This window comes from Sphingomonas bisphenolicum (genome assembly GCF_024349785.1).
GTDB lineage: Bacteria > Pseudomonadota > Alphaproteobacteria > Sphingomonadales > Sphingomonadaceae > Sphingobium > Sphingobium bisphenolicum.
Genome location: NZ_AP018817.1, coordinates 563,988 through 584,646 on the forward strand (window position 1 = coordinate 563,988; position 20,659 = coordinate 584,646).

Consider the following 20,659-nt stretch of genomic DNA (forward strand, 5'->3'; position numbering starts at 1 on the left):
CGGTCCATCATAAATTTTGCCGCGACAGCCGGGCCATGTATATGGTCCGGCTTTCTTCTTCCTACAGACAGGGACGTTAGCAGGCCGCCATGATCGACCTCATCGCCACCGCCGCGTCGGCGGCCCAGGGCCTCGGCTCTCCCGCCGATATCTGGCAGCATATCGTCAATGATTTCAGCAATATAACCTCACCCAGCGCGCTGGCCGCCTTCGGGCAGGTGCTGATGATCGACATTCTCCTGGCCGGCGACAATGCGATCGTCGTCGGCGCGCTGGCGGCGGGGCTTCCGGCCGCCCAGCGCAAGAAGGTGATCCTGATCGGCATCATCGCCGCGCTGGTGCTGCGCATCGCCTTCGCGCTGGTGGTCAGCCAGTTGATGCAGATCGTCGGGCTGATCCTGGCCGGTGGCCTGCTGCTGCTGTGGGTCAGCTTCAAGATGTGGCGCGAACTCCATCCCAAGCGGGGCGGGGACACGCCGGGCGACAGCAGCGATGACGATGTATCGGGCCTGCGCCCGGCCAAGAGCTTCGCTGCGGCCGCCTGGGCCGTGGCGGTCGCCGACGTCAGCATGAGCCTGGACAATGTGCTTGCGGTTGCCGGCGCCGCGAAGGACCATCCCGGCATCCTCATCATCGGGCTGATCCTGTCCGTGGCATTGATGGGCATCGCCGCCAACATCATCGCCAAATATATCGAACGCTTCCGCTGGATCGCCTATCTCGGCCTCGCCGTCATCATCTATGTCGCGCTCAAAATGATCTATGAAGGCTTTGTCGACCATCAGGTCGGGATATTGACGCTGTTCGGCTGAATGGCCGGACGCGCAAAAATGGGGGCGGAACCATATCGGTTCCGCCCCCATTTTTTGTGCTTCAGCAGAGCATCAGGGGATGAGGATCGTCGCCCCCGTCGTCTGCCGCGCCTCCAGCGCGCGGTGCGCCTCGGCCGCATCCGCCAGGGCGAAACGCTGGCCGATCACCGCCTTCACCACGCCGCGTCGCATCCGGTCGAACAACCGGTCTGCGCTATGCGCCAGTTCCTCGGCCGTCGCGATATAGTCGAACAGAGTCGGCCGGGTGACATAGAGCGATCCACCGCGGCTCAGGTCCAGCAGGCTGACCGGCGGCACTGCCCCCGACGCATTGCCATAGCTGACCATCAGCCCACGCCGCCTGAGGCTGGCGAGCGAGGCGGCCCAGCTATCCTTGCCCACGCCGTCATAGACCACGTCCACGCCCTGGCCCCCGGTCAGGTCGCGCACACGCGCAGCCAGATCATCGAAGCGCCCGTGCAGGCTATGGTCGGCATCGACGCTTGCCGCCTTTTCGGCCGATCCGCAATGGGCGATGACGATCACGCCCTTGTCGCGCAGCCAGGGGACGAGGACGGAGCCGACGCCGCCGGCCGCGGCATGAACCAGCGCGACCTGCCCGGCCCGGAGCGCGATCGTGTCTTCGGCCAGATAGCAGGCGGTCATGCCCTTGAGCATCATCGCCGCCGCATCCTGCGTCGATACGCCATCTGGAATGCGCACCACCCGATCCGCCGCGACGATCCGATGGGTGGCGTAGGCGCCCAGCCCGGTGGTGCAGCCAACGACATCGCCGACCGCAAAACCGGTCACGCCCGGTCCGATCGCGGCGATCCGTCCCGCCCCCTCCGACCCCAGAGGGGTGGGCAAGGGGGCCGGGTAGAGGCCGGTGCGATAATAGGTATCGATGAAGTTGAGGCCGACCGCATCCTGCGCGATCAATATCTCGCCCTCACCCGGCGCGCCGGGATCGAAATCCTCGCGCGCGATCACCTCCGGCCCGCCATGAGCGCGGGCGACCATGCGCCATGCGCCGCTCATCCGGCGAGATGCTCGGCGAAGAAATCAGCGGTGCGGCCATCCGCCAGTTCGGCGCCCTCTTCGTCGCGACGCTGGCCCATCTCCGCCGCGAAGCCATGATCCAGCCCTGCATAGTCATGCAGCGTGACATGGCGATTGTCGGCCAGCCCCTCATGCATCGCCTTTTGCGCATCGGGCAGGACGAAATGATCGGCGGTCGGCACATGCAGCAGCACCGGCTTGCCGATCGCATGTTGTTCGCCCAGCAAGCCGTCGATGCCGACGCCATAATAGGCGACGAACGCATCGCCATCGGTGCGACAGGCGCTCATGAAGGCCAGCCGCCCGCCCAGGCAATAGCCGACCAGTCCGACCTTGCCGCCGCCAGCGGCGGGGCGCGCCGCCTTGATCGTCGCCTCGATATCGCGAATGGCCTGGTCCTGGTTGAGTTTCTGCATCAGGCCGAGTGCAGTCTGAAACTCTTCGGGCACATCGGCATCCAGTTCGACATGCGGCTGCTGTCGCCAGAACAGGTCGGGCGCATAGGCGACATAGCCGGCCTTTGCCCAGCTATCGCATTTGCGACGAATGCCTTCATTCACCCCGAAAATTTCCTGGATGACGATGATCGCCGCGCTCGCCTCGCCTTCGGGCTTCGCCACATAGGCGTCGAATTGTGCGTCACCGTCCAGGGTCTTGATAGAAGTGAACTCGCCCATGCCGATATCCTTTCCGCTATGAGAATGGAGCGCATATTGGCCGATCCGGGCGGAGGCGCAACCGCCTGTCGCGTTTAAAAATTTGCCTTGATGCCGGCAATTGCGGCATGACAGCGCGCAGTGGATGCAAAGGCCAAGGGAAGGGCAGCGACATGAAGGTTACCGTCGACGTGGACTGCACTCCGGCCGAAGCCCGCTCTTTCCTGGGCCTGCCCGATGTCACCCCCATCCACGATAAATATATCAAGACGATGCTCGACGGCTTCGACGGCGTCGCCAATGTCGAGCAGATGGAAACATTGTTCAAAAGCTTCTCGCCCATGGGTGATGCGGGGATGCGCCTGTTCCAGCAGATGATGAATATGGGCCTGGCGGGCATGTCCGGCGGCGACAAGAAATAGGCCTGTGTCCGGTTCCGACGGCGACACGATCTTCGCCCTGTCGAGCGGTGCCCCGCCGGCGGGGATTGCAGTCATAAGGATCAGCGGCGTCCGGGCCGGGGCAGCGCTTGCTGCTTTGGCCCGCCGCTTGCCATCCCCCCGCACCGCCAGCCTGGCGCTGCTGAAAGACCCGCGCGACGATGCGCCGCTCGACCGGGCGCTTCTGCTCTGGCTGCCCGGTCCCGCCACCGTCACCGGTGAGGATATGGCCGAACTTCATTGCCATGGCGGCCGCGCCGTGGTGGCCGCGGTCGAAGAGGCGCTGGCCGCCATGCCGGGATTGCGCCGCGCCGAAGCCGGAGAGTTCACCCGGCGCGCCTTCACCCATGGCCGTATGGACCTCAACGCGGTGGAGGGCCTGTCCGACCTGCTCGCCGCCGAAACCCAGGGGCAGCGCCGCGCCGCCCTGTTGATGGCGGAGGGGCATTTTTCCCGCCGCATCGACGGTTGGCGTCGCACCTTGCTCGACCTGTCCGCCATGGCCGAAGCCGCGCTCGATTTTTCCGACGAGGATGACGTGCCCGACGCCGCGATCGAAACGCGGATCGGGGAGGGGATCGCCGCGCTGGCGCAGGACGTCGCCGTCATCCTCGCCGCCCCATCCGCCGAGCGTCTGCGCGACGGCATCCGCGTTGTGCTGGCCGGGCCACCCAATGCCGGCAAGTCCACCCTGCTCAACGCGCTGGTCGGGCGCGAGGCGGCGATCGTGTCGGACATTGCCGGCACCACCCGCGACCGGATCGAAGTCCCCGCCGCGATCGGCGGCACCGCCTTCCTGTTCACCGACACCGCCGGCCTGCGCGGGGAGACGGACGATGCGATCGAGGCGATCGGCATCGACCGCGCCCGCGCGGCGTTGGACGCGGCCGACATCATCCTGTGGCTGGGCGATGCGGCTGAACTGCCGCGCACCGACGCCCTGCTGGTCGCCGCCCAGTCCGACCGCAGCGAGGCGGATCGCCCCGGCCTGCGCCTTTCCGCCCGTACCGGTGAAGGCATGGACAGGCTGATCGCCACACTTAAGAGCCGTGCCGCTGCGCTGCTGCCCGGGGAGGGCGACTATGCCCTGCATGCGCGACAGAGACAGCAAGTTGGACAGTTGCACGCACATCTCGACGCGGCGGGCGCGACCGCCGATCTGCTCGTCATCGCCGAAGATTTGCGCCAGGCACGCCGCACCATCGACGCGCTGACGGGGCAGGCGGGGACAGAAGATATGCTCGACCGTCTCTTTTCGGGCTTCTGCATCGGCAAATGATGCATGTTCCACGTGGAACGCTTTTGACCCCACCCCCCTCATTCTGATAAGGGGCGGCTCATGCAAATACGCTATGATGTGATCGTGGTCGGCGGCGGCCATGCCGGCTGCGAGGCCGCCGCTGCAGCTGCGCGCAAGGGCGCGTCGGTCGCACTGCTCACCTTCGCCCGCGACACCGTCGGCGCCATGTCCTGCAACCCGGCGATCGGCGGGCTGGGCAAGGGCCATCTGGTGCGCGAAGTCGATGCGCTCGACGGGCTGATCGCCCGCGCGGCAGACGCTGCCGCCATCCATTATCGGATGCTCAACAGCAGCAAGGGCGCCGCCGTCCAGGGACCGCGCGTGCAGGCCGATCGCAAACGCTATCGCGCAGCCATTCACCAGATGCTCGACGCGCAGGCGGGGCTGGAGATCGTCGAAGGGGAGGCCGACGCGCTGCTGATCGCGGGCGACGCGATCGCCGGCGTGGCGCTGGCCGATGGCCGGACCATCGCAGCGCCAACCGTGGTGCTGGCGACCGGCACCTTCCTGGGCGGCAAGCTCTTTCGCGGCGATGAGCGCGAAACCGGCGGCCGGATCGGCGAACGCGCCGCCAGCGCGCTGGGCGTCCAGTTGCGCGACCTCGGCCTGCCGATCGCCCGGCTCAAGACCGGAACACCGCCGCGCCTCGACGGTCGCACCATCGACTGGGGGCGGCTGGAAACCCAGCCGTCGGACGGGGAGGGGTGGACCATGTCGCCGCTCTCGCCGGGCCGCGTCCTGCCGCAACTCGCCTGTGCCATCACCCGCACCAATGACGCCACCCATGCGATCATCCGTGACGGCATGGACCGGTCGCCCTTGTTCAGCGGCGCGATCGAAGGGCGGGGGCCGCGTTACTGCCCGTCGATCGAGGACAAGGTGCTGCGCTTCGGCGACCGCGACGGACACCAGATTTTCCTGGAGCCGGAGGGGCTGGACGATCCGCTCGTCTATCCAAATGGCATCAGCACCTCGCTGCCGACCGATGTGCAGATCGCGATGGTGCGATCGATGCCGGGGCTGGAGCAGGTCGAGATTGCTGTGCCGGGCTATGCGGTCGAATATGACCATGTCGATCCGCGCGCACTCGATTCCACGCTGGAGGTGCGGCAACTGCCCGGCCTGTTCTGTGCCGGCCAGATTAACGGCACGACCGGCTATGAGGAGGCGGCGGCACAAGGACTGATCGCCGGCGTCAACGCCGCCGCCCGCGCGCGCGGCGACGCGCCGATGATCCTCGACCGCGCCAGTTCCTATATCGGCGTGATGATTGACGACCTGGTTTTGCAGGGCGTGACCGAACCCTATCGCATGTTGACCGCCCGCGCCGAATATCGGCTGCGGCTGCGCGCCGACAATGCGGAAACACGGCTAGGCCCGATCGGCCTGACCCATGGCGTCATCGGCACCGATCGCGCGGCACGACTGGCTGACCGCCAGACCCGACGCGCCGCGATCGAAGCCGAACTGGCCCAACCGAGGAGCGCCAGCGAAATGGCGCGCGCCGGCGCAGCGGTCCGGCAGGATGGCGCGCGACGCAGCCTGTTCGACTGGGCGCGCTTCCCCGAAGTCGATCGGGACCTGCTCTGTGCGCTCGCACCGACCTTGCGCGACGCGCCCGCCGACCTGCGCGACGAAATATGGGAGGACGCCCATTACGCCCCCTATCTGCAACGGCAGGATAGCGAGATTGCCGAACTGCGCCGGAACGAGCGTGTCATCATCCCCACCGATTTCGACTTCCGCACTATCGGTGGCCTGTCCACCGAGATGATCGAACGTCTTGACGCCGCCCGCCCCGATACGCTGGCCGCCGCCGGTCGCATCCGCGGTATCACCCCCGCGGCGCTGGCTGCCATCCTCGTCCATGTCCGCCGGGTGGCGGCGTGACCGAAGAGGAAGCCCGCGCCTGGCTAGCGGCGCAGTGCGATGTTTCACGTGAAACATGGAACAGGCTGGAACGCTATGTCGCAATCCTGCTGTCCGCGATGGATGAGCAGAATCTGATCGCGCAATCGACCCGGCCCCATGTCTGGGCGCGGCATATCGTCGATTCCGCGCAGCTGCTCCTGCACACCAGGGATGCGAGCGATGGCGACTGGATCGATCTCGGATCGGGCGCCGGTCTGCCCGGTATCGTGCTGGCCTGCCTGTCCGGCCGGCCGCTGATGATGGTCGAATCCCGGCGCAAGCGGATCGATTTTCTGGAAGGCGTGATCGCCGAATTGGGCCTCACCCACGCGCGCGTCTTCGGCGGCCGGGTCGAAATGGTGCCGCCAGCCCATGCGGCTGTCATCAGTGCGCGCGCCTATGCGCCTCTGCCTAAATTGTTTGAATCGGCGCTCCATCTTTCGGATAAAAAAAGCCTCTGGGTGCTGCCCAAGGGACGAAATGCAGAAAATGAACTGGAGGCGGCGCGTCCGGCATGGCAAGGTGTGTTTCACGTGGAACCCAGCGTAACGGACGCCGATAGCGCCATCATCGTTGCCCACGCCGTGAAACCCGCCAAAAGGAAAGGCTAAGGATGATCCGCATCGCCATCGCCAATCAGAAGGGCGGCGTGGGTAAGACCACCACCGCGATCAATCTCGCCACCGGTCTGGCCGCGACCGGGCTGCGCGTGCTGCTGGTCGATCTTGACCCACAGGGCAATGCCTCCACTGGCCTGGGCGTCGGCCATGCCGATCGCGCCCAGTCCAGCTACGACCTGCTGGTCGGCAATTGCGCGCTGGACGATACCGTCATCGCAACCCGCGTTCCCAAGCTGGACCTGGTCCCGGCGACACAGGATCTGTCTGGCTGCGAGATCGAACTGATCGATTATGAGGAACGCACCCACCGGCTGGAGCGCGTGCTGGCCGAAGCCCAACCGGGCCGCTGGGACATCTGCCTGATCGACTGCCCGCCGTCGCTGGGCCTGCTGACCATCAATGCGATGGTCGGCGCGCAATATCTGCTGGTCCCGTTGCAGTGCGAATTTTTCGCGCTGGAAGGCCTGTCGCAACTGCTCCAGACGGTCGAGCGTATCCGCGGCCGCTTCAACCCCGGCCTGTCGATCATGGGCGTGGCGCTGACCATGTATGATCGCCGCAATCGCCTGACCGATCAGGTGGCCGACGATGTGCGCGCCTGCCTCGGCGATCTTGTCTTTTCGACCGTCATCCCGCGCAACGTTCGCTTGTCGGAAGCGCCCAGCCACGGCGTGCCCGCCCTTATCTACGACTTCCGCTGTTCGGGGTCCGAAGCCTATATGCGTCTGGCGCGCGAACTGATCGCCCGACTGCCCCGACAGGAGGTTGCCGCTTGAGCGACGAAACGACCGACAAGCCCAAGATCGCCAAGCGCCCCCATGGTCTGGGCCGCGGCCTGTCCGCTTTGCTCGGCGATGTCGCGCGCGAGGAACCGGTGTCGCCCAGCGCCATCCCCGCCAATGGCAAGGCGGTGCAGAGCATCGAAGTGTCGTTGATCCAGCCGCACCCCGAACAGCCGCGCCGCCATTTCGACGAAGGCGCGTTGCAGGAACTGGCCGAAAGCATTGCCAAGCGCGGCGTGATCCAGCCGATCATCGTGCGCGCCCATGGCGGCGGGTTCCAGATCATCGCCGGCGAACGCCGCTGGCGCGCGGCGCAGCGGGCGCAGATGCACCGCATCCCCGCGATCGTCCGCGATTTCGACGAGCAAGAAACGCTTGAAATCGCGCTGATCGAAAATATCCAGCGCGAGGATCTCAATCCGATCGAAGAGGCGGAAGCCTATCGCAAGCTGATCGCCGAATTTCATCACAGCCAGGATGCGCTGGGCCGCATCGTCGGAAAATCGCGCAGCCATGTCGCCAACCTGATGCGCCTGCTCGAACTGCCCCAGACGGTGCAGCAGCAGGTGATGGAGAACAAGATCAGCATGGGCCATGCCCGCGCGCTGATCGGCGTGCCCGATTGCGAGGCGCTGGCGCGGCAGGTCGAGGATAAGGGCCTGTCGGTCCGCGACACCGAGAAGCTGGTGCGCCGGGTCAAGACAGGCGCCGACGCACCCGCCGCCCGCCGCAATGCCGGAAACGGCGACAAAGACCCGGACATCGCGGCGCTGGAACAGCATCTGGCCGACATATTGGGCCTGAAGGTCGAGATCGCGCATGAAGGCGCATCGACCGGCGGCATCCTGGCGCTGCGCTATTCCAATCTCGACCAGCTCGACATGCTGTGCCAGCGCCTGTCGGGCGAACGCATCTAGCGGCCGTTGCCCACGATTCGTCACAGCGCATAAGGGCGACGTTCGCGAAGTTCGGGCAGCGTATCCGCAAAGCCCACTGGTCTTTTTGCCCCCCGCTCCCTAGGTTGCGGGGATGGCCGACATGATCTCCACCCACGCCGCTGCGCCCGTCATCATCCGCCGGCTGGACTATCGTCCGCCCGACTGGCTCGTCCCCGACGTCACGCTCGATTTCGATCTCGATCCTGCCTTGACCAAGGTGCGCGCGACCCTGTCGGTCACGCGCAACGGCGATCACGACCGCCCCCTGCGCCTCGACGGCGAAGGCATCGTGCCGCTGGCGGTCTGCGTCGATGGCCGCCCGTTGGCGCAGGACGAATGGCATCTGGAAGCCGGCGCGCTCATCATCGCGCTACCAGACAGCGCGCACAGCGTCGAAACGCTGGTGGAGCTGTCGCCAGAGGGCAATAGCAAGCTGATGGGCCTTTATGCCAGCGGCGGCCTGCTCTGTACCCAATGCGAGGCGGAAGGCTTCCGCCGCATCACCTTCTTCCCCGACCGTCCCGATATATTGTCGCGCTACAGCGTGCGGATGGAAGCGGACAAGGCGCGTTTCCCGATCCTGCTGGCCAATGGCGACCCCATCGAACAGGGTGACCTGACCGGCGGCCGTCACTGGGCGCGCTGGAACGATCCCTTTCCCAAGCCCTGCTATCTTTTCGCGTTGGTCGCGGGCGATCTTGCCTGCAACGCCGACCGCTTCGTAACGATGAGCGGGCGGGAAGTCGCCCTCGGCATCTGGGTGCGCGAAGCCGATATCGCCCGGACCGATCACGCCATGCAGGCGCTCAAGAACAGCATGGCATGGGACGAGCGGGTCTATGGCCGCGAATATGATCTGGACGTGTTCAACATCGTCGCGGTCGCCGACTTCAATTTCGGCGCGATGGAAAATAAGGGCCTCAACATCTTCAATTCGCGCTACATATTGGCCGATCCCGAAACCGCGACCGACATCGATTATGACGGGGTGGAAGGCGTGGTGGCGCATGAATATTTCCACAACTGGTCGGGCAACCGCGTCACCTGCCGCGACTGGTTCCAGCTTTCCTTGAAGGAAGGCTTCACCGTCTTCCGCGACCAGAATTTTTCCGCCGACATGGGCAGCCATGCGGTCAAGCGGATCGAGGATGTCCGCATCCTGCGCGCCGGCCAGTTTCAGGAGGATTCAGGCCCGCTCGCCCATCCGGTGCGTCCCGAATCCTATATGGAAATCAGCAACTTCTACACGGCGACCATCTATAATAAGGGCGCCGAGCTGATCCGGATGATGGCCTTGATGCTGGGGGCGGAGCGCTTCCGGGCGGGTACTGACCTTTATTTCGACCGGCATGACGGGGAGGCCGCCACGTGCGAGGATTTCGTGCTGGCGATGGAAGAGGGTGGGGGCATCGACCTGACCCAGTTCCGCCTCTGGTATGAGCAGGCCGGTACGCCCCATGTCCGCGCGCTCGTCACCCATGATCCGGTGAGCCAAAGCGTCGAACTGACGCTGGACCAGACGATGCCGCCGACGCCGGGCCAGGTGGACAAGCAGCCCATGGCGATCCCGCTGCGCACCGCCCTGTTCGATCCCGCGAGCGGGGAGCATCGCGGCGACGAGCTGCTGATGCTGACGGAGGGCCGGCAGAGCTTCACCTTCACCAGCTTCCCTGCTGCGCCGATCCTGTCGATCAATCGCGGCTTTTCCGCGCCGGTGATCGTGGAGACGAATCGCAGCCAGGCCGATCTCGCCTTTTTGTCGGCGCATGATGACGATCCCTTCGCCCGCTATGAGGCGATGCAACAGTTGATGGTCAATGTGCTGGTCGGCCGCATCGCCGGTCATGCCACGGACGACGCGGACGTTGTCGATGCCGTGCGCAACATCATCACCGATCCGCTGCTCGACCCGGCCTTCGTCGCGGAAGCGATCCGCCTGCCCAGCGAAGCCTATCTGGGCGATCAGATGCGCCTGGTCGATCCCGACGCCATCCATGCCGCGCGCGATGCCCTGCAGCAGCAGATCGGGGCGGCGCTGGAGCCATTCTGGCGCGATATCCATGCCCGGACGAAGGCCAACGCCTTCTCCCTCTCGCCGGCCGCCAAGGGCGCCCGCAAGCTGCGCAACGCGGCGCTCCATTATCTGGTGGCGTCGGGCGCGCAGGACGGCCCCGCCATCGCCTTCGCTCAGTTCAGCGAAGCCGACAATATGACCGAGCGGCAGGCGGCGCTGGGCACGCTGGCCAATGGCGCCAGCCCGGAGCGCGAGGCGGCGCTCGACATTTTCTACAATCGCTATGCCGCGGACGCGCTGACGCTGGACAAATGGTTCCAGACCCAGGCGTTCGCGCTGCATCCCGACACGGTGGAACTGGTGGCGCAACTGAGCGAGCATAAGGATTTCACGCTCGCCAACCCCAATCGGGTGCGGTCGCTGTTCGGCGCCTTTGCGGGCAACCAATGGGGGTTCCACCACAAGTCGGGCAAGGGCTACCGCCTGCTGGCCGACTGCATCATCGCGCTGGACCGGCTCAACCCGCAGACCGCCGCGAAGCTGGTGCCGCCGCTGGGTCGCTGGAAACGGTTCGAGGAAGGGCGCGCGGCGCTGATGCGCGCCGAACTGCAGCGCATCCTGGCGCAATCGGGCTTATCCAAGGACGTGACCGAACAGGCAGGCAAGAGCCTGGAATAAGCGGGCATCGCCGGTTCGGTCCGCGTCCAGGCGCGACGCGAACCGGCAGGATGCTCAGTCCTTCACCGCCGCGGCCCAGGCCGCCACGTCGGCTGCCACCTTGTTCGCCGCGACATTGATCGGCGCGCCGATCGTCCCGGCTTCGATCTTGCCGCCCACCGGCTGGCTGGCGGTGAACCGCTGCCGCGCCAGCGCGACGCCATTGGGGGTGGTCAGCACGGCATCATAGGTGACGACGGCATTGTTGCTCGCCGCATCCAGTCCGAAAGCGACCAGTTCGCCGCTCAGCCGCTGCCCGCCGTCGCCCGAAAACTGCCCCGAATCCAGCACCACCCGATCCGTGGTGGCGGAGATGGTTTCGGCCAGCAGGCGCCGGAACAGATGGCGGGGCGTGTCGGCCCATTGCACCTTGGTCACATAGGCGACCGATGTCGGCCCCAGTTGCACCGGCACGCGCACCGTATCCAGCATCTTGGGCGCATCGGGATCGGCGACGATCAGCGTTCGCCCTCCGCCCGCTACCCGCGACGCTCCAGAAGGCACCTTCTGCGCCGCATCCAGCGTCAGCAATTGCGACGGCGGCTTGGCGCCGAAGGATACGCAACCCGACAGCAGGAAAGCGGCGGTCAACGCGGTCAGCGCGCCCTTCCGGTTCGCGCCGGGGTGTTTCACATGGAACATGGTCCGCATCTCTCTCATCATCCTGTCCGCGATCATGGCTTATAGTCCGGCAGCTTGGGCGATCCGACCAGCGATCCGGCGCCCTGCTGGTCGAGCTTTTCCGCAACGCCGCGGAAGGAACGCGACATTTCGCGCAGGTCGCGGACCAGCTGGTTGACCTCCGGCATGGTCTGCGTGCTGAACTGCTTCACGCCCGGCTGCGCCTCGCCGATAGTCTTGTCCAGCGTCTCGATGCTGCGGGTCGCAGCCTGCACGCTCTTGCGCAAGTCGCCCATCAGCGGCCGGCCTTCCTCGTTCAGCATCGTATCGGTGGTGGCGGCGAGCTTGCCGATCTGTTCGACCGCGACGCCCGTGCGCTGCACCGCGATGCGGGCTTCGGCCAGGGTAGCGGCGATTTCGGGGCTGCGATCGGCCAGCGCGCCGGATACCCGCTCGACATTGGCCAATATGCCCGCGATCGACTGCTGATTCTTGTCATTCAGCAATTCGGTCAGGCGCTCGGTCAGCGTCGACAGCCGCTCCAGCAGTTGCGGCGCATTGTTGAGAAGCTCGCCCAGCGCGCCCGGCTTGGTAGGTATCACCGGCACGCCATCGGGGCAGGCGGCCAGCACATTGTCGGCGGGGCAGGCGATCGGCGGCGCGCCCTTGACCGCGCCGTCCAGCACCACTTCGCTGACGCCGGTGAAGCCGACGCCGGCGATGGTCGCGGTCGTACCCTGCAGGACGGGGGTGCCGTCCTTCACCGAAATGCGGACCTTTACGAAGCTCGGATCGCGCTTCCACAGCTCGATCTTCTCCACCTTGCCCGATGGAACGCCCGAATAATTGACGCTCGATCCCTTGGCGAGGCCATTGACCGACTGTTTGAAGAAGATGTCATACTCCTTATTCTCGCCATCGGAGATGCGCGAGAACCAGAAGGCGGCGGCCATGATCGCGGCCAGCAGCAACAGCGTGACTGCGCCCACCAGCACATGATTGGAGCGGGTTTCCATATCCTATCGCCTTCCGTCCGGCGGACTGAGCGCCGCCTGTGTCTGTTCCCGGTCCTTTTCGCGCGAGACCGCCGCGGTCGCGGCCCGGCCGCGCGGACCGTTGAAATATTCCTGAATCCAGGGATGATCGGTCGCCAGCAATTCCTCGATCGTACCCACCGCCGTCACCTTTTTGTCGGCCAGCACCGCCACCCGGTCGCAAATCGAATAGAGCGTATCGAGATCATGGGTGATGAGGAAGACGGTCAGGCCCAGCGTCTGCTGCAATTTGCGCGTCATCTCATCGAAGGCCGCCGCGCCGATCGGGTCCAGGCCCGCCGTGGGCTCGTCCAGAAACAACAGGTCGGGGTCCAGCGCCAGCGCACGGGCGAGGCCGGCGCGCTTCTTCATGCCCCCCGACAATTCAGCCGGATATTTGGGGCCTGCTTCGGTCGGCAGGCCGGTCATGCGGATCTTGTAGGCAGCGATCTCGTCGCGCAACTCCGCCCCGATATTGGGATAATATTCGCGGATCGGCACCTCGACATTCTCGGCCACCGTAAGGGTCGAAAAGAGCGCGCCGCCCTGGAACAGCACGCCCCAGCGTTTGCGGATCGCCAGCGCCTCGTCATCCAGCCGCCCGATCATCGATTCGCCAAAGACGTGAATCTCGCCCTCGTCCGGGGTCTGCAAGCCGATGATCGCGCGCATCAGCACCGACTTGCCGGTGCCGGAACCGCCGACCACGCCCAATATCTCGCCCTTGCGCACGTCCAGGTCCAGCCCGTCATGCACCACCTGGTCGCCGAAACTGTTGCGCAGCCCGCGCACCGAGATAGCGATATCCGACGTCTCGACCGCCTGTTCGATCCGCTCTTCCTCGGCGCGCTGAATCTCTTCTTCGCTCATCAGTTCCAGCCTACCCAGGTGAAGAAGACTGCGAAAAAGGCGTCGATCACGATCACCAGGAAGATCGCCTGCACCACGGCCGCGGTGGTGCGCAGGCCGACTTCCTCGGCATTGGCCTTCACCTGCATACCCTGGTAGCAGCCCGACAGCGCGATGATGATGCCGAAGACGGGCGCCTTGATGAGGCCGACCCACAGGTCGGTGATCGGCACGACCTCCCGCAGTCGCTGGATGAAGGTGATGGGCGGAATCTCCAGCGCGATCGCGCAGAGGAAACCGCCGCCGACGACCGCCATCACCGATGCGTAAAAGCCCAGCAGCGGCATCATGATGACGACCGCAAGCGTGCGTGGCAGCACCAGCGCCTCCATCGGCGACACGCCGATGGTGCGCATCGCATCGACCTCTTCGGTCAGCTTCATCGTGCCCAACTGCGCGGCGAAGGCGGAACCGGAACGCCCCGCAACCATGATCGCGGTCGTCAGCACGCCCAGCTCCCGGAAGGTCAGCCGGCCGACCAGGTTGATCGTCAGCATCTCCATGCCGAACTGGCGCAACTGCACCGACCCTTGCTGGGCGATGACGATACCTATGAGGAAACTCATCAAGCCGATGATGCCGAGCGCCGACACGCCGACCACCTCGAACCGCTGCACCACCGCATTGATGCGGAAGCGATGTGGATGGCGGATGACGCTCCATGTCGCGATCAGCGTGGCGCCGAAAAAGCCGAGCAGCCCCATCAGGGTCGCGCCGGACGCGATCACCGCTTCGCCAATCTGGCCGACGACGCGACGCAGCGGATGGACATAGGCCGGCCGGATCGGCACCGGCTCGTCCAGTTCGCCGACTGCATGGATCAGGCGGCGCGCATCGTCGCTGGCACCGGTGACCTCGCAACCCAGCCGCTTGGTCGCGCGATGCACGGTCCAGGCGCCGATCGTATCCATGTGGTCGACAGCCGACAGGTCGATCGCGCCGACCGGCTCCTGCACGGCGTCCAGCCGGTCGGGCAGGTCGCCCAGACAGGCGATCGCGAGCGATCCGGAAAGCCGGACCACATTGCTGCCGTCGCGCTGTTCCTCGGCAAGTTCGGCGGCTTTGTTCATGCGATGGGATTACTGGTCCATTATCGGTTGCACGGCAAGCCGAAACGGCCCATCCGCAAGCCAGAACGAAGGGCGGACAGAAAAGTTTCGGAAACGGCATGACGAGCTACAGGCTGGCGATCTACGACATGGACCGCACGGTGACCTTCAGCGGCACCTATACCGGCTTCCTGATCCATGTGGCGGGGCATATGGCGCCATGGCGACTGGTGCTTTTTCCCTGCGTCATCCTGCTGATGCTCGCCTATGTGGTGAAGCTGATCAGTCGCCAGCGGCTGAAGGAGCTGAATCAGGCGCTGATGATCGGCTTCAATGTCGAACGCGCGAAACTGATGCCCCATGTCGAAAGCTATGCTGACCGGGTGATCGCCCGCAACCTGCGCGCCGGCGCGGTGGCGCAGATCGCGCAGGATCGCGCCGACGGCTATACGCTGGTGCTCGCCACCGCCTCCTACCGCCTCTATGTCGAACCGATCGCGCGGCGGCTGGGCTTCGACGCGGTGATCGCCACCGATCATCTGAGCCAGGATCTGCGCTATGTACGCGCCAAGATCGCGGGCGAAAATTGCTACGACACCGGCAAGCTGCGGATGATCAAGGCATGGATGGCGTCGCAGGCGATCGACCGTGCGCAGGCGCATATCCGCGCCTATTCCGACCATGTCTCCGACGCGCCGATGCTGGAGTTCGCCGATATCCCCTTCGCCTCCAACCCGCACAAGCCGCTGGCCAGGCTGGCGGAGGACCGCGGGTGGACGCGGGTGGACTGGAGCTGATCTGGCGGCTTAGTCCGTCAACCCGTCGATCGCGGCCCAGCCGTCCGCGCCGATCCCCCGCAACATAGGCCGATGCCCCCGGCGCACGCCGCCCAGCGCCATGACCGGCACATCGACCTGCCGTGCCAGGGCGGCGAAGCGCACCCGCCCCAATGCGCGCCCTCCGACATGCGACCGGGTCGGGAAGAGAGGGGAGACGAAGCAAAGATCGGCGCCGGCCCGGCGCACCGCCACAGCCTCCCGCCCATCATGGACGGCGCGGCTGCGCAACAGGGGGCGGGCCGCCCGACGCGCGTCCCGCCCATGCGCGCCATCGGCCCGCCACGCCGCCGCATCGCGCACCGGCCCGGCCAGCATCAGCACCAGCCGCCGCCGCCGCGCGATCGTCCGCAGCACCTCGAACAGCGCCCTTCGCGCCAGTGGCTCGGTCCGATAGTGCCGAAACACGATGCCGCCGCCACCCTTGGGCAGGCGCGCGGCCGCCGCCAGCAACGCCGCCGGCGCGACCCGCTCGTCGGTCATCAGCCAGAGGGCAGGGCGTTTTTTGCGGTGGCGACCATCCATGGGCTTCGCCTATAGCAGCGCGTATGACCACAGACAGCCTTATCGACGCGGCGCAGCGCCTCGCCACCCTGCGCGACAGCATCGACCGCGCCGCGCGCCTGACGCAGCGCACCGCCGACGACATCCGCCTGATCGCGGTGTCCAAGACCCACGACGCCGACACGATCCGCCCGCTGCTCCATGCCGGGCAACGCCGCTTCGGCGAAAACCGGGTGCAGGAAGCGCAGGAGAAATGGCCCGCGCTGCGCGAGGAATTTTCCGCCGTCGAACTGCATCTGGTCGGCCAGCTCCAGTCGAACAAGGCCGCCGACGCCGTCGCGCTGTTCGACGTCATCCACAGCCTCGATCGGCCCTCGCTGCTCACCGCGCTGGCGAAAGCGATGGACGCAGCGGACAAGCGCGTTTCTTGTTTCATCCAGGTCAATATCGGCGCGGAGGCGCAGAAGGGCGGCTGTGCCATAGCGGATCTGCCTGCATTGATCGCAGCGGCGCGCGCCGCCGATATCCCTGTTTTGGGCCTCATGTGCGTCCCGCCGGCCGATATCGAGGCGGCACCCTTCTTCGCGCTCTTGGCGAAGATCGCGCGGGAAGAGGGGCTGGAGCGCCTTTCCATGGGCATGTCGGGCGATTATGAAACCGCCATCATGCTGGGCGCGACCGACATTCGCGTCGGCACGGCGCTGTTTGGGGAAAGGCCATCCCCCGTTCGCCCCGTACCGGCGAGCGGGAGAGGGATGCTCAGAAACTCCCGCGCCTAGAAACTCCCGCGCAGCGTGATGCCATAGGTCCGCGGTTCGGCCAGATAGGCGGAGATGAGCTGGTTCGCCATCGGTGCGCCCAGCGCGAACTGGCCGGTGGTCGATGTGCCCGGACTGCTCGACTGGAGCGGGCTGGAGAAGGCGACCTGGGTATAATTCTGGTTGAAGATATTCTGGCCCCAGAACTCCACCGCCCAGCGCTGGTCCGCACCGCGGATGCCGACGCGGGCATTGACGATGGCATAGCCGTCCTGCCGTTTTTCGGGGAACAGGTCGGACCCGGTATTATAGTCGCTGGTCATGCGGCCATCGACGTAGAAGAGGGCCGACAGGCCCGATGAGCCGATGTCCGGGGTCCACGCGACGCTGGCGGTCGTCACCAGCTTGGGCGCATTGCTGTTGATCGATCCGGGCAGCAGGAACAGTGCGGTGTCCAGCGGCACGCTGCCGTCGCCGCTGCCCACCAGACGGTTGGCGAATTTGGCGCGGGCATAGGTCGCGCCGCCCGACACGCGGAAGTTGCGCGCGGGGGTGACCGACGCTTCCAGTTCCACGCCCTGGCTGATCAGGCCCGGCCCGACATCGCCGCTGTCGCAGGTGCGGGCCGCCGACAGCGCCCCGTCACAGCCATTGATATTCTGCACGACGAAGCTGGTGCCGTTGAAGGTGTTGAGCTGGAAGTTCTTGAACTCCTGCCGGAAGGCGGCGATGTTCACGCTCCATTTGGGCTGGACATATTTCAGGCCCACTTCGAACGAATCCACCTTTTCCGCAGCGAAGCGCAGGCTGGTGACGTCGGCATTGGTGCGCGGCGAGAAGACGGCGGGAATGGCGTTCAGGCCGGTCGATCCGAGCTGGAAACGATCGAGATTATAGCCGCCCGCCTTGTAGCCCTTCGAATAGCTGCCATAGAGCAGCAATTCGTCGATCGGCTTCCACGACAGCACCGCCGTGCCGGAAAATTCGCCGTCGCTGATCTTGTCGTTCAGGTCGAGCGCATTGAGGCCGGTGGACCCGTTGCCCAGGCATCCCAGCGTCAGGATGCCGCCCGCCAGCGTCGCCGCGCTGCCCAGTGCCGGGTTGGTGGCGATGCCGGGCAGGCCCGACGCCTGCAAGGCCGCGCAGGTCGCGTTATTATTGTTGAAATCGGCCGAGAAGCGCTTGCTTTCATGGGTGTAGCGCAGGCCCAGCGTCAGATCGAGCCGGTTGGTGATGTGGACGATATTATGGGTGAAGAGCGCCCAATTCTCGCTCTTCTGGCGATAGAGCGACGCGACGTCGCCCGTACCCTCCGGAATTGCGGCCAAAGCGCGCAGGCCATTGCCCAGGCCCGTGGAAATCGCCCCGGCCTGCGCCGCCGCGATCGGCGCGGGCACGCCGCGCGCGATCAGCGCCGCGGTCAGCCCTGCATTGAGCTGTGCCTGCGTGCCGTTGATCAGCGGCTGGGTGGCAAGGCCGCTGCCGCAGGCTGCGAGCTGCGGCGCGGTGAAAATGCTGTTCACGCTGGCCCCCGCCATCAGGCGGCAGGCCGCGAACCGGCCATAATCCGCGCCGAAGCGGATATTGTCCTGCAATGTCAGCTTCTCATTGGCGTAATAGCCGCCGACCAGCCAGTCGAGCTTGTCGGCGAAGGCCGAACCCTGCAACCGCAATTCCTGCGTGAAGGTCTTGAACTGGCGATAGGTGTTGGGATCGCGGTAGAGCAGGTCGGCGCGATTATAGTCGTAATCGCCATAGTCGCGGGATTTATAATCGCGATAGGCGGTGATGCTGGTCAGCTTGGCGCCGCCGAAATCATAGTTGATCTCGCCCGACACGCCCCAATCCTTGAGCTTGCTGACATAGTCGCGGCCCGGCGTGACATGGAGTTCGCGATCATAGGGATCGGCCGGGATAACGCTGCCCTGGCCGGCCAGGATCGCGGCGATGCGATTGAATGGCGCGTCGGTATAGCCGCCGCCGGCCGCGGGCCGCCGCTCGCGCGCTTCGATATAGGCTGCGCCGCAGCAGCTTTCATCGCGATTGGTGTAATCGCCGATCAGCCGGATGGAGAGCGCGTCGTTCGGTTCGATCAGCGCCTGGCCGCGCAGGAAATAGCGGTCGCGGTCATTGGTGTCGCCCACCGTCTTCCCCGCGCCGTCGACCAGCTTGTAGAAGCCGTCGCGCTTGCTCCACACGCCGTCGAGGCTCAGCGCGATACCCTCGGCCACCGGCCCGGTGACGCGGCCCGACAGGCGCCAATAGTCATAATTGCCATAGGTGATCTCACCCTTGGCATGGAAGCTGTTTTCCGGCGCCTTGCTGATGATGTTGATCAGGCCCGCCGACGCATTGCGGCCAAACAGCGTGCCCTGCGGCCCGCGCAGCACCTCGACCCGTTCGATCTCGCCCAGTTCGTTGAGGCCCGCACCGGTGCGCGAGCGATAGACGCCGTCGATGAACACCGCGACCGAGCTTTCCAGGCCGGGATTGTCGCCGACCGTGCCGATGCCGCGGATGCGGGCGGAGGCATTGGCTTCGGACCCGGTGGAGGAGACGAGCAGCGATGGAGCCAGCTGGTTCAGCGTGCGGATGTCGCTCGCGCCGCTATTCTGCATTGCCTGCGCGCCCACCGCAGACACCGCGATGGGCACGTCGGACAGGGGGCTGGCGCGGCGGGTGGCGGTGACGATGATGTTCGCGCCCATATCGTCCACGACCGGCTGCGGCGCCGTCCCGTCCTGCATTCCGTCCTGCGCCTGCGCGGCGGATGCGCCCATGACCAATGCGGCGATGGCGGCAGATGTCCAGAGACTCTTGTCTGTCATGATGGGTCTATCCTCTCCTGGTCCGCACGACTTTTCGCCGCGTCGGAACTGTGGGTGATTATGCGGACACAGCAGGGCGAAGGCAATAGAGCCCAGCTTTTCTGCGCCTTTTGGCGCAGCCGACGGCCGAATGATCCGGCTCTGTTGCCTATCGGCAACGGCTTAATATCTGCTTTCCGTAACGTCGCCTTACGATAAGGGAAAGCGCAGCAACCGGTCGGCGACCGGCACCAGAGCGGCGGCTCCCGGTCCCACGGCGCGGCGAATCTCTCCATGTCCGGCATCCAGACCCCCTGTCAGCGCGCCGAGCGCAGGCAGGATCAGCTTGGTCGCCGATCCCACGAAGCACCGCCGCGACACATGCCGACCGCGCAGCGACAGGCGCAGCTTGGGATGGAAATGGCCGGATATTTCGGGGCGCGGATCGTCCGCCTCCGCCTCATGCCGCAGCCATATCCCCTCGACCTGCGCTTCCGCTACCCGCCGTCCCCCCGGCATGTCCGCGACACCGACGTCATGATTGCCGGTAATCCAGGTCCAGTCCAGCCTTTCCGTAAGGGAAAATAGTCTTTTTCGGGGCGAGGGATCGAGCCGGGCGGCGCCGTCGGCGTCGTGGAAGCTGTCGCCCAGGGACCAGACCGCCTGCGCGCCCGTGCGTTCCACAAGCGCCTCGATCACGTCCAGCGTCGCTTCGCTGTCATGCGGCGGCAGGAACTGGCCGAAGCGCGCATACCAGCTCGCCTTCTCGAAATGCAGGTCGGCGACCAGCAGCGCCCGCTGCGCCGGCCAGTAGAGCGCGGCTTCGGGCAGCGCCATGAAAGCGTGGCCTGCGAACGAAAGGGGAACCATCGCCCGGCTATGCGCCTCT

At 65.8% G+C, this 20,659-nt stretch carries 19 protein-coding genes; 10 read left to right on the plus strand and 9 right to left on the minus strand.

Annotated features, from left to right (window positions below):
• Positions 1-89 precede the first annotated feature (89 nt).
• Positions 90-812 carry a YjbE family putative metal transport protein gene (locus tag SBA_RS02695; protein WP_261935802.1) on the plus strand — a complete coding sequence of 241 codons (723 nt, stop codon included), beginning with the start codon at positions 90-92 and terminating at the stop codon, positions 810-812.
• 72 nt (positions 813-884) lie between these two features.
• Here SBA_RS02695 and SBA_RS02700 read toward each other — a convergent pair whose 3' ends face one another.
• Together SBA_RS02700 and SBA_RS02705 are read right to left on the minus strand one after the other, a co-directional pair.
• On the minus strand, positions 885-1,853 hold the full coding sequence (locus tag SBA_RS02700) for a quinone oxidoreductase family protein (RefSeq protein WP_261935803.1): 969 nt from the start codon (positions 1,851-1,853) through the stop codon (positions 885-887).
• Positions 1,850-2,551: a dienelactone hydrolase family protein gene (locus tag SBA_RS02705; protein ID WP_261935804.1), complete on the minus strand. Its 702-nt coding sequence runs from the start codon at positions 2,549-2,551 to the stop codon at positions 1,850-1,852. The genes SBA_RS02700 and SBA_RS02705 overlap by 4 nt, the downstream gene beginning before the upstream one ends.
• A 152-nt stretch (positions 2,552-2,703) precedes the next feature.
• Between SBA_RS02705 and SBA_RS02710 the strand changes: the two genes are divergently transcribed.
• The 7 genes from SBA_RS02710 (at position 2,704) to pepN (ending at position 11,213) form a co-directional block, all read left to right on the plus strand.
• Positions 2,704-2,952, plus strand: coding sequence for a DUF6489 family protein (locus SBA_RS02710; RefSeq protein ID WP_066607277.1), 249 nt, complete (start codon positions 2,704-2,706; stop codon positions 2,950-2,952).
• Between the two features lie 4 nt (positions 2,953-2,956).
• Positions 2,957-4,249: a tRNA uridine-5-carboxymethylaminomethyl(34) synthesis GTPase MnmE gene (mnmE, locus tag SBA_RS02715; protein WP_261935805.1), complete on the plus strand. Its 1,293-nt coding sequence runs from the start codon at positions 2,957-2,959 to the stop codon at positions 4,247-4,249.
• Positions 4,250-4,309: 60 nt separating this feature from the next.
• Positions 4,310-6,160 carry a tRNA uridine-5-carboxymethylaminomethyl(34) synthesis enzyme MnmG gene (mnmG, locus tag SBA_RS02720; protein WP_261935806.1) on the plus strand — a complete coding sequence of 617 codons (1,851 nt, stop codon included), beginning with the start codon at positions 4,310-4,312 and terminating at the stop codon, positions 6,158-6,160.
• The gene (rsmG, locus tag SBA_RS02725) at positions 6,157-6,792 is read left to right on the plus strand and encodes a 16S rRNA (guanine(527)-N(7))-methyltransferase RsmG (protein ID WP_261935807.1); all 636 of its coding nucleotides are present in this window, start codon (positions 6,157-6,159) and stop codon (positions 6,790-6,792) included. Before mnmG ends, rsmG begins: the two co-directional genes overlap by 4 nt.
• A 2-nt stretch (positions 6,793-6,794) precedes the next feature.
• The gene (locus SBA_RS02730) at positions 6,795-7,577 is read left to right on the plus strand and encodes a ParA family protein (RefSeq protein WP_224546637.1); all 783 of its coding nucleotides are present in this window, start codon (positions 6,795-6,797) and stop codon (positions 7,575-7,577) included.
• Positions 7,574-8,500: a ParB/RepB/Spo0J family partition protein gene (locus SBA_RS02735; protein ID WP_261935808.1), complete on the plus strand. Its 927-nt coding sequence runs from the start codon at positions 7,574-7,576 to the stop codon at positions 8,498-8,500. Before SBA_RS02730 ends, SBA_RS02735 begins: the two co-directional genes overlap by 4 nt.
• A 112-nt stretch (positions 8,501-8,612) precedes the next feature.
• Entirely contained in the window at positions 8,613-11,213 is a 2,601-nt protein-coding gene (gene pepN, locus SBA_RS02740) for an aminopeptidase N (RefSeq protein ID WP_261935809.1), read from the plus strand.
• A 54-nt stretch (positions 11,214-11,267) separates the two neighbouring features.
• Here the strand turns inward: pepN and SBA_RS02745 are convergent, their stop codons facing one another.
• Genes SBA_RS02745 through SBA_RS02760 form a run of 4 tightly spaced genes read right to left on the minus strand, consistent with a single transcriptional unit; the run spans position 11,268 to position 14,886 of the window.
• The gene (locus SBA_RS02745; RefSeq protein WP_224546728.1) at positions 11,268-11,894 is read right to left on the minus strand and encodes an ABC-type transport auxiliary lipoprotein family protein; all 627 of its coding nucleotides are present in this window, start codon (positions 11,892-11,894) and stop codon (positions 11,268-11,270) included.
• Positions 11,895-11,926: 32 nt separating this feature from the next.
• Positions 11,927-12,889, minus strand: a complete 963-nt coding sequence (locus tag SBA_RS02750; RefSeq protein WP_224546634.1) for an MlaD family protein — start codon at positions 12,887-12,889, stop codon at positions 11,927-11,929.
• Positions 12,890-12,892: 3 nt separating this feature from the next.
• Positions 12,893-13,777, minus strand: a complete 885-nt coding sequence (locus SBA_RS02755) for an ABC transporter ATP-binding protein (RefSeq protein WP_224546633.1) — start codon at positions 13,775-13,777, stop codon at positions 12,893-12,895.
• A complete protein-coding gene (locus SBA_RS02760) occupies positions 13,777-14,886 on the minus strand; it encodes an ABC transporter permease (protein ID WP_261935810.1) in 1,110 nt (369 codons plus the stop codon). Before SBA_RS02760 ends, SBA_RS02755 begins: the two co-directional genes overlap by 1 nt.
• A gap of 128 nt (positions 14,887-15,014) precedes the next feature.
• Here SBA_RS02760 and SBA_RS02765 point away from each other — a divergent pair, with 128 nt between their 5' ends.
• The gene (locus SBA_RS02765) at positions 15,015-15,662 is read left to right on the plus strand and encodes an HAD family hydrolase (RefSeq protein ID WP_390902428.1); all 648 of its coding nucleotides are present in this window, start codon (positions 15,015-15,017) and stop codon (positions 15,660-15,662) included.
• A 9-nt stretch (positions 15,663-15,671) separates the two neighbouring features.
• Here the strand turns inward: SBA_RS02765 and SBA_RS02770 are convergent, their stop codons facing one another.
• A complete protein-coding gene (locus tag SBA_RS02770; protein ID WP_261935812.1) occupies positions 15,672-16,226 on the minus strand; it encodes a thiamine phosphate synthase in 555 nt (184 codons plus the stop codon).
• A gap of 23 nt (positions 16,227-16,249) precedes the next feature.
• Here SBA_RS02770 and SBA_RS02775 point away from each other — a divergent pair, with 23 nt between their 5' ends.
• On the plus strand, positions 16,250-16,984 hold the full coding sequence (locus tag SBA_RS02775; protein WP_261935813.1) for a YggS family pyridoxal phosphate-dependent enzyme: 735 nt from the start codon (positions 16,250-16,252) through the stop codon (positions 16,982-16,984).
• On the opposite strand, the gene SBA_RS02780 is transcribed toward SBA_RS02775, so the two are convergent.
• Positions 16,981-19,791 carry a TonB-dependent receptor gene (locus tag SBA_RS02780; RefSeq protein ID WP_261935814.1) on the minus strand — a complete coding sequence of 937 codons (2,811 nt, stop codon included), beginning with the start codon at positions 19,789-19,791 and terminating at the stop codon, positions 16,981-16,983. The genes SBA_RS02775 and SBA_RS02780 overlap by 4 nt on opposite strands.
• A 189-nt stretch (positions 19,792-19,980) precedes the next feature.
• Complete coding sequence (gene pdeM / locus SBA_RS02785) at positions 19,981-20,640, minus strand: ligase-associated DNA damage response endonuclease PdeM (protein ID WP_224546625.1); 660 nt, start codon at positions 20,638-20,640, stop codon at positions 19,981-19,983.
• Between the last annotated feature and the right edge of the window lie 19 nt (positions 20,641-20,659).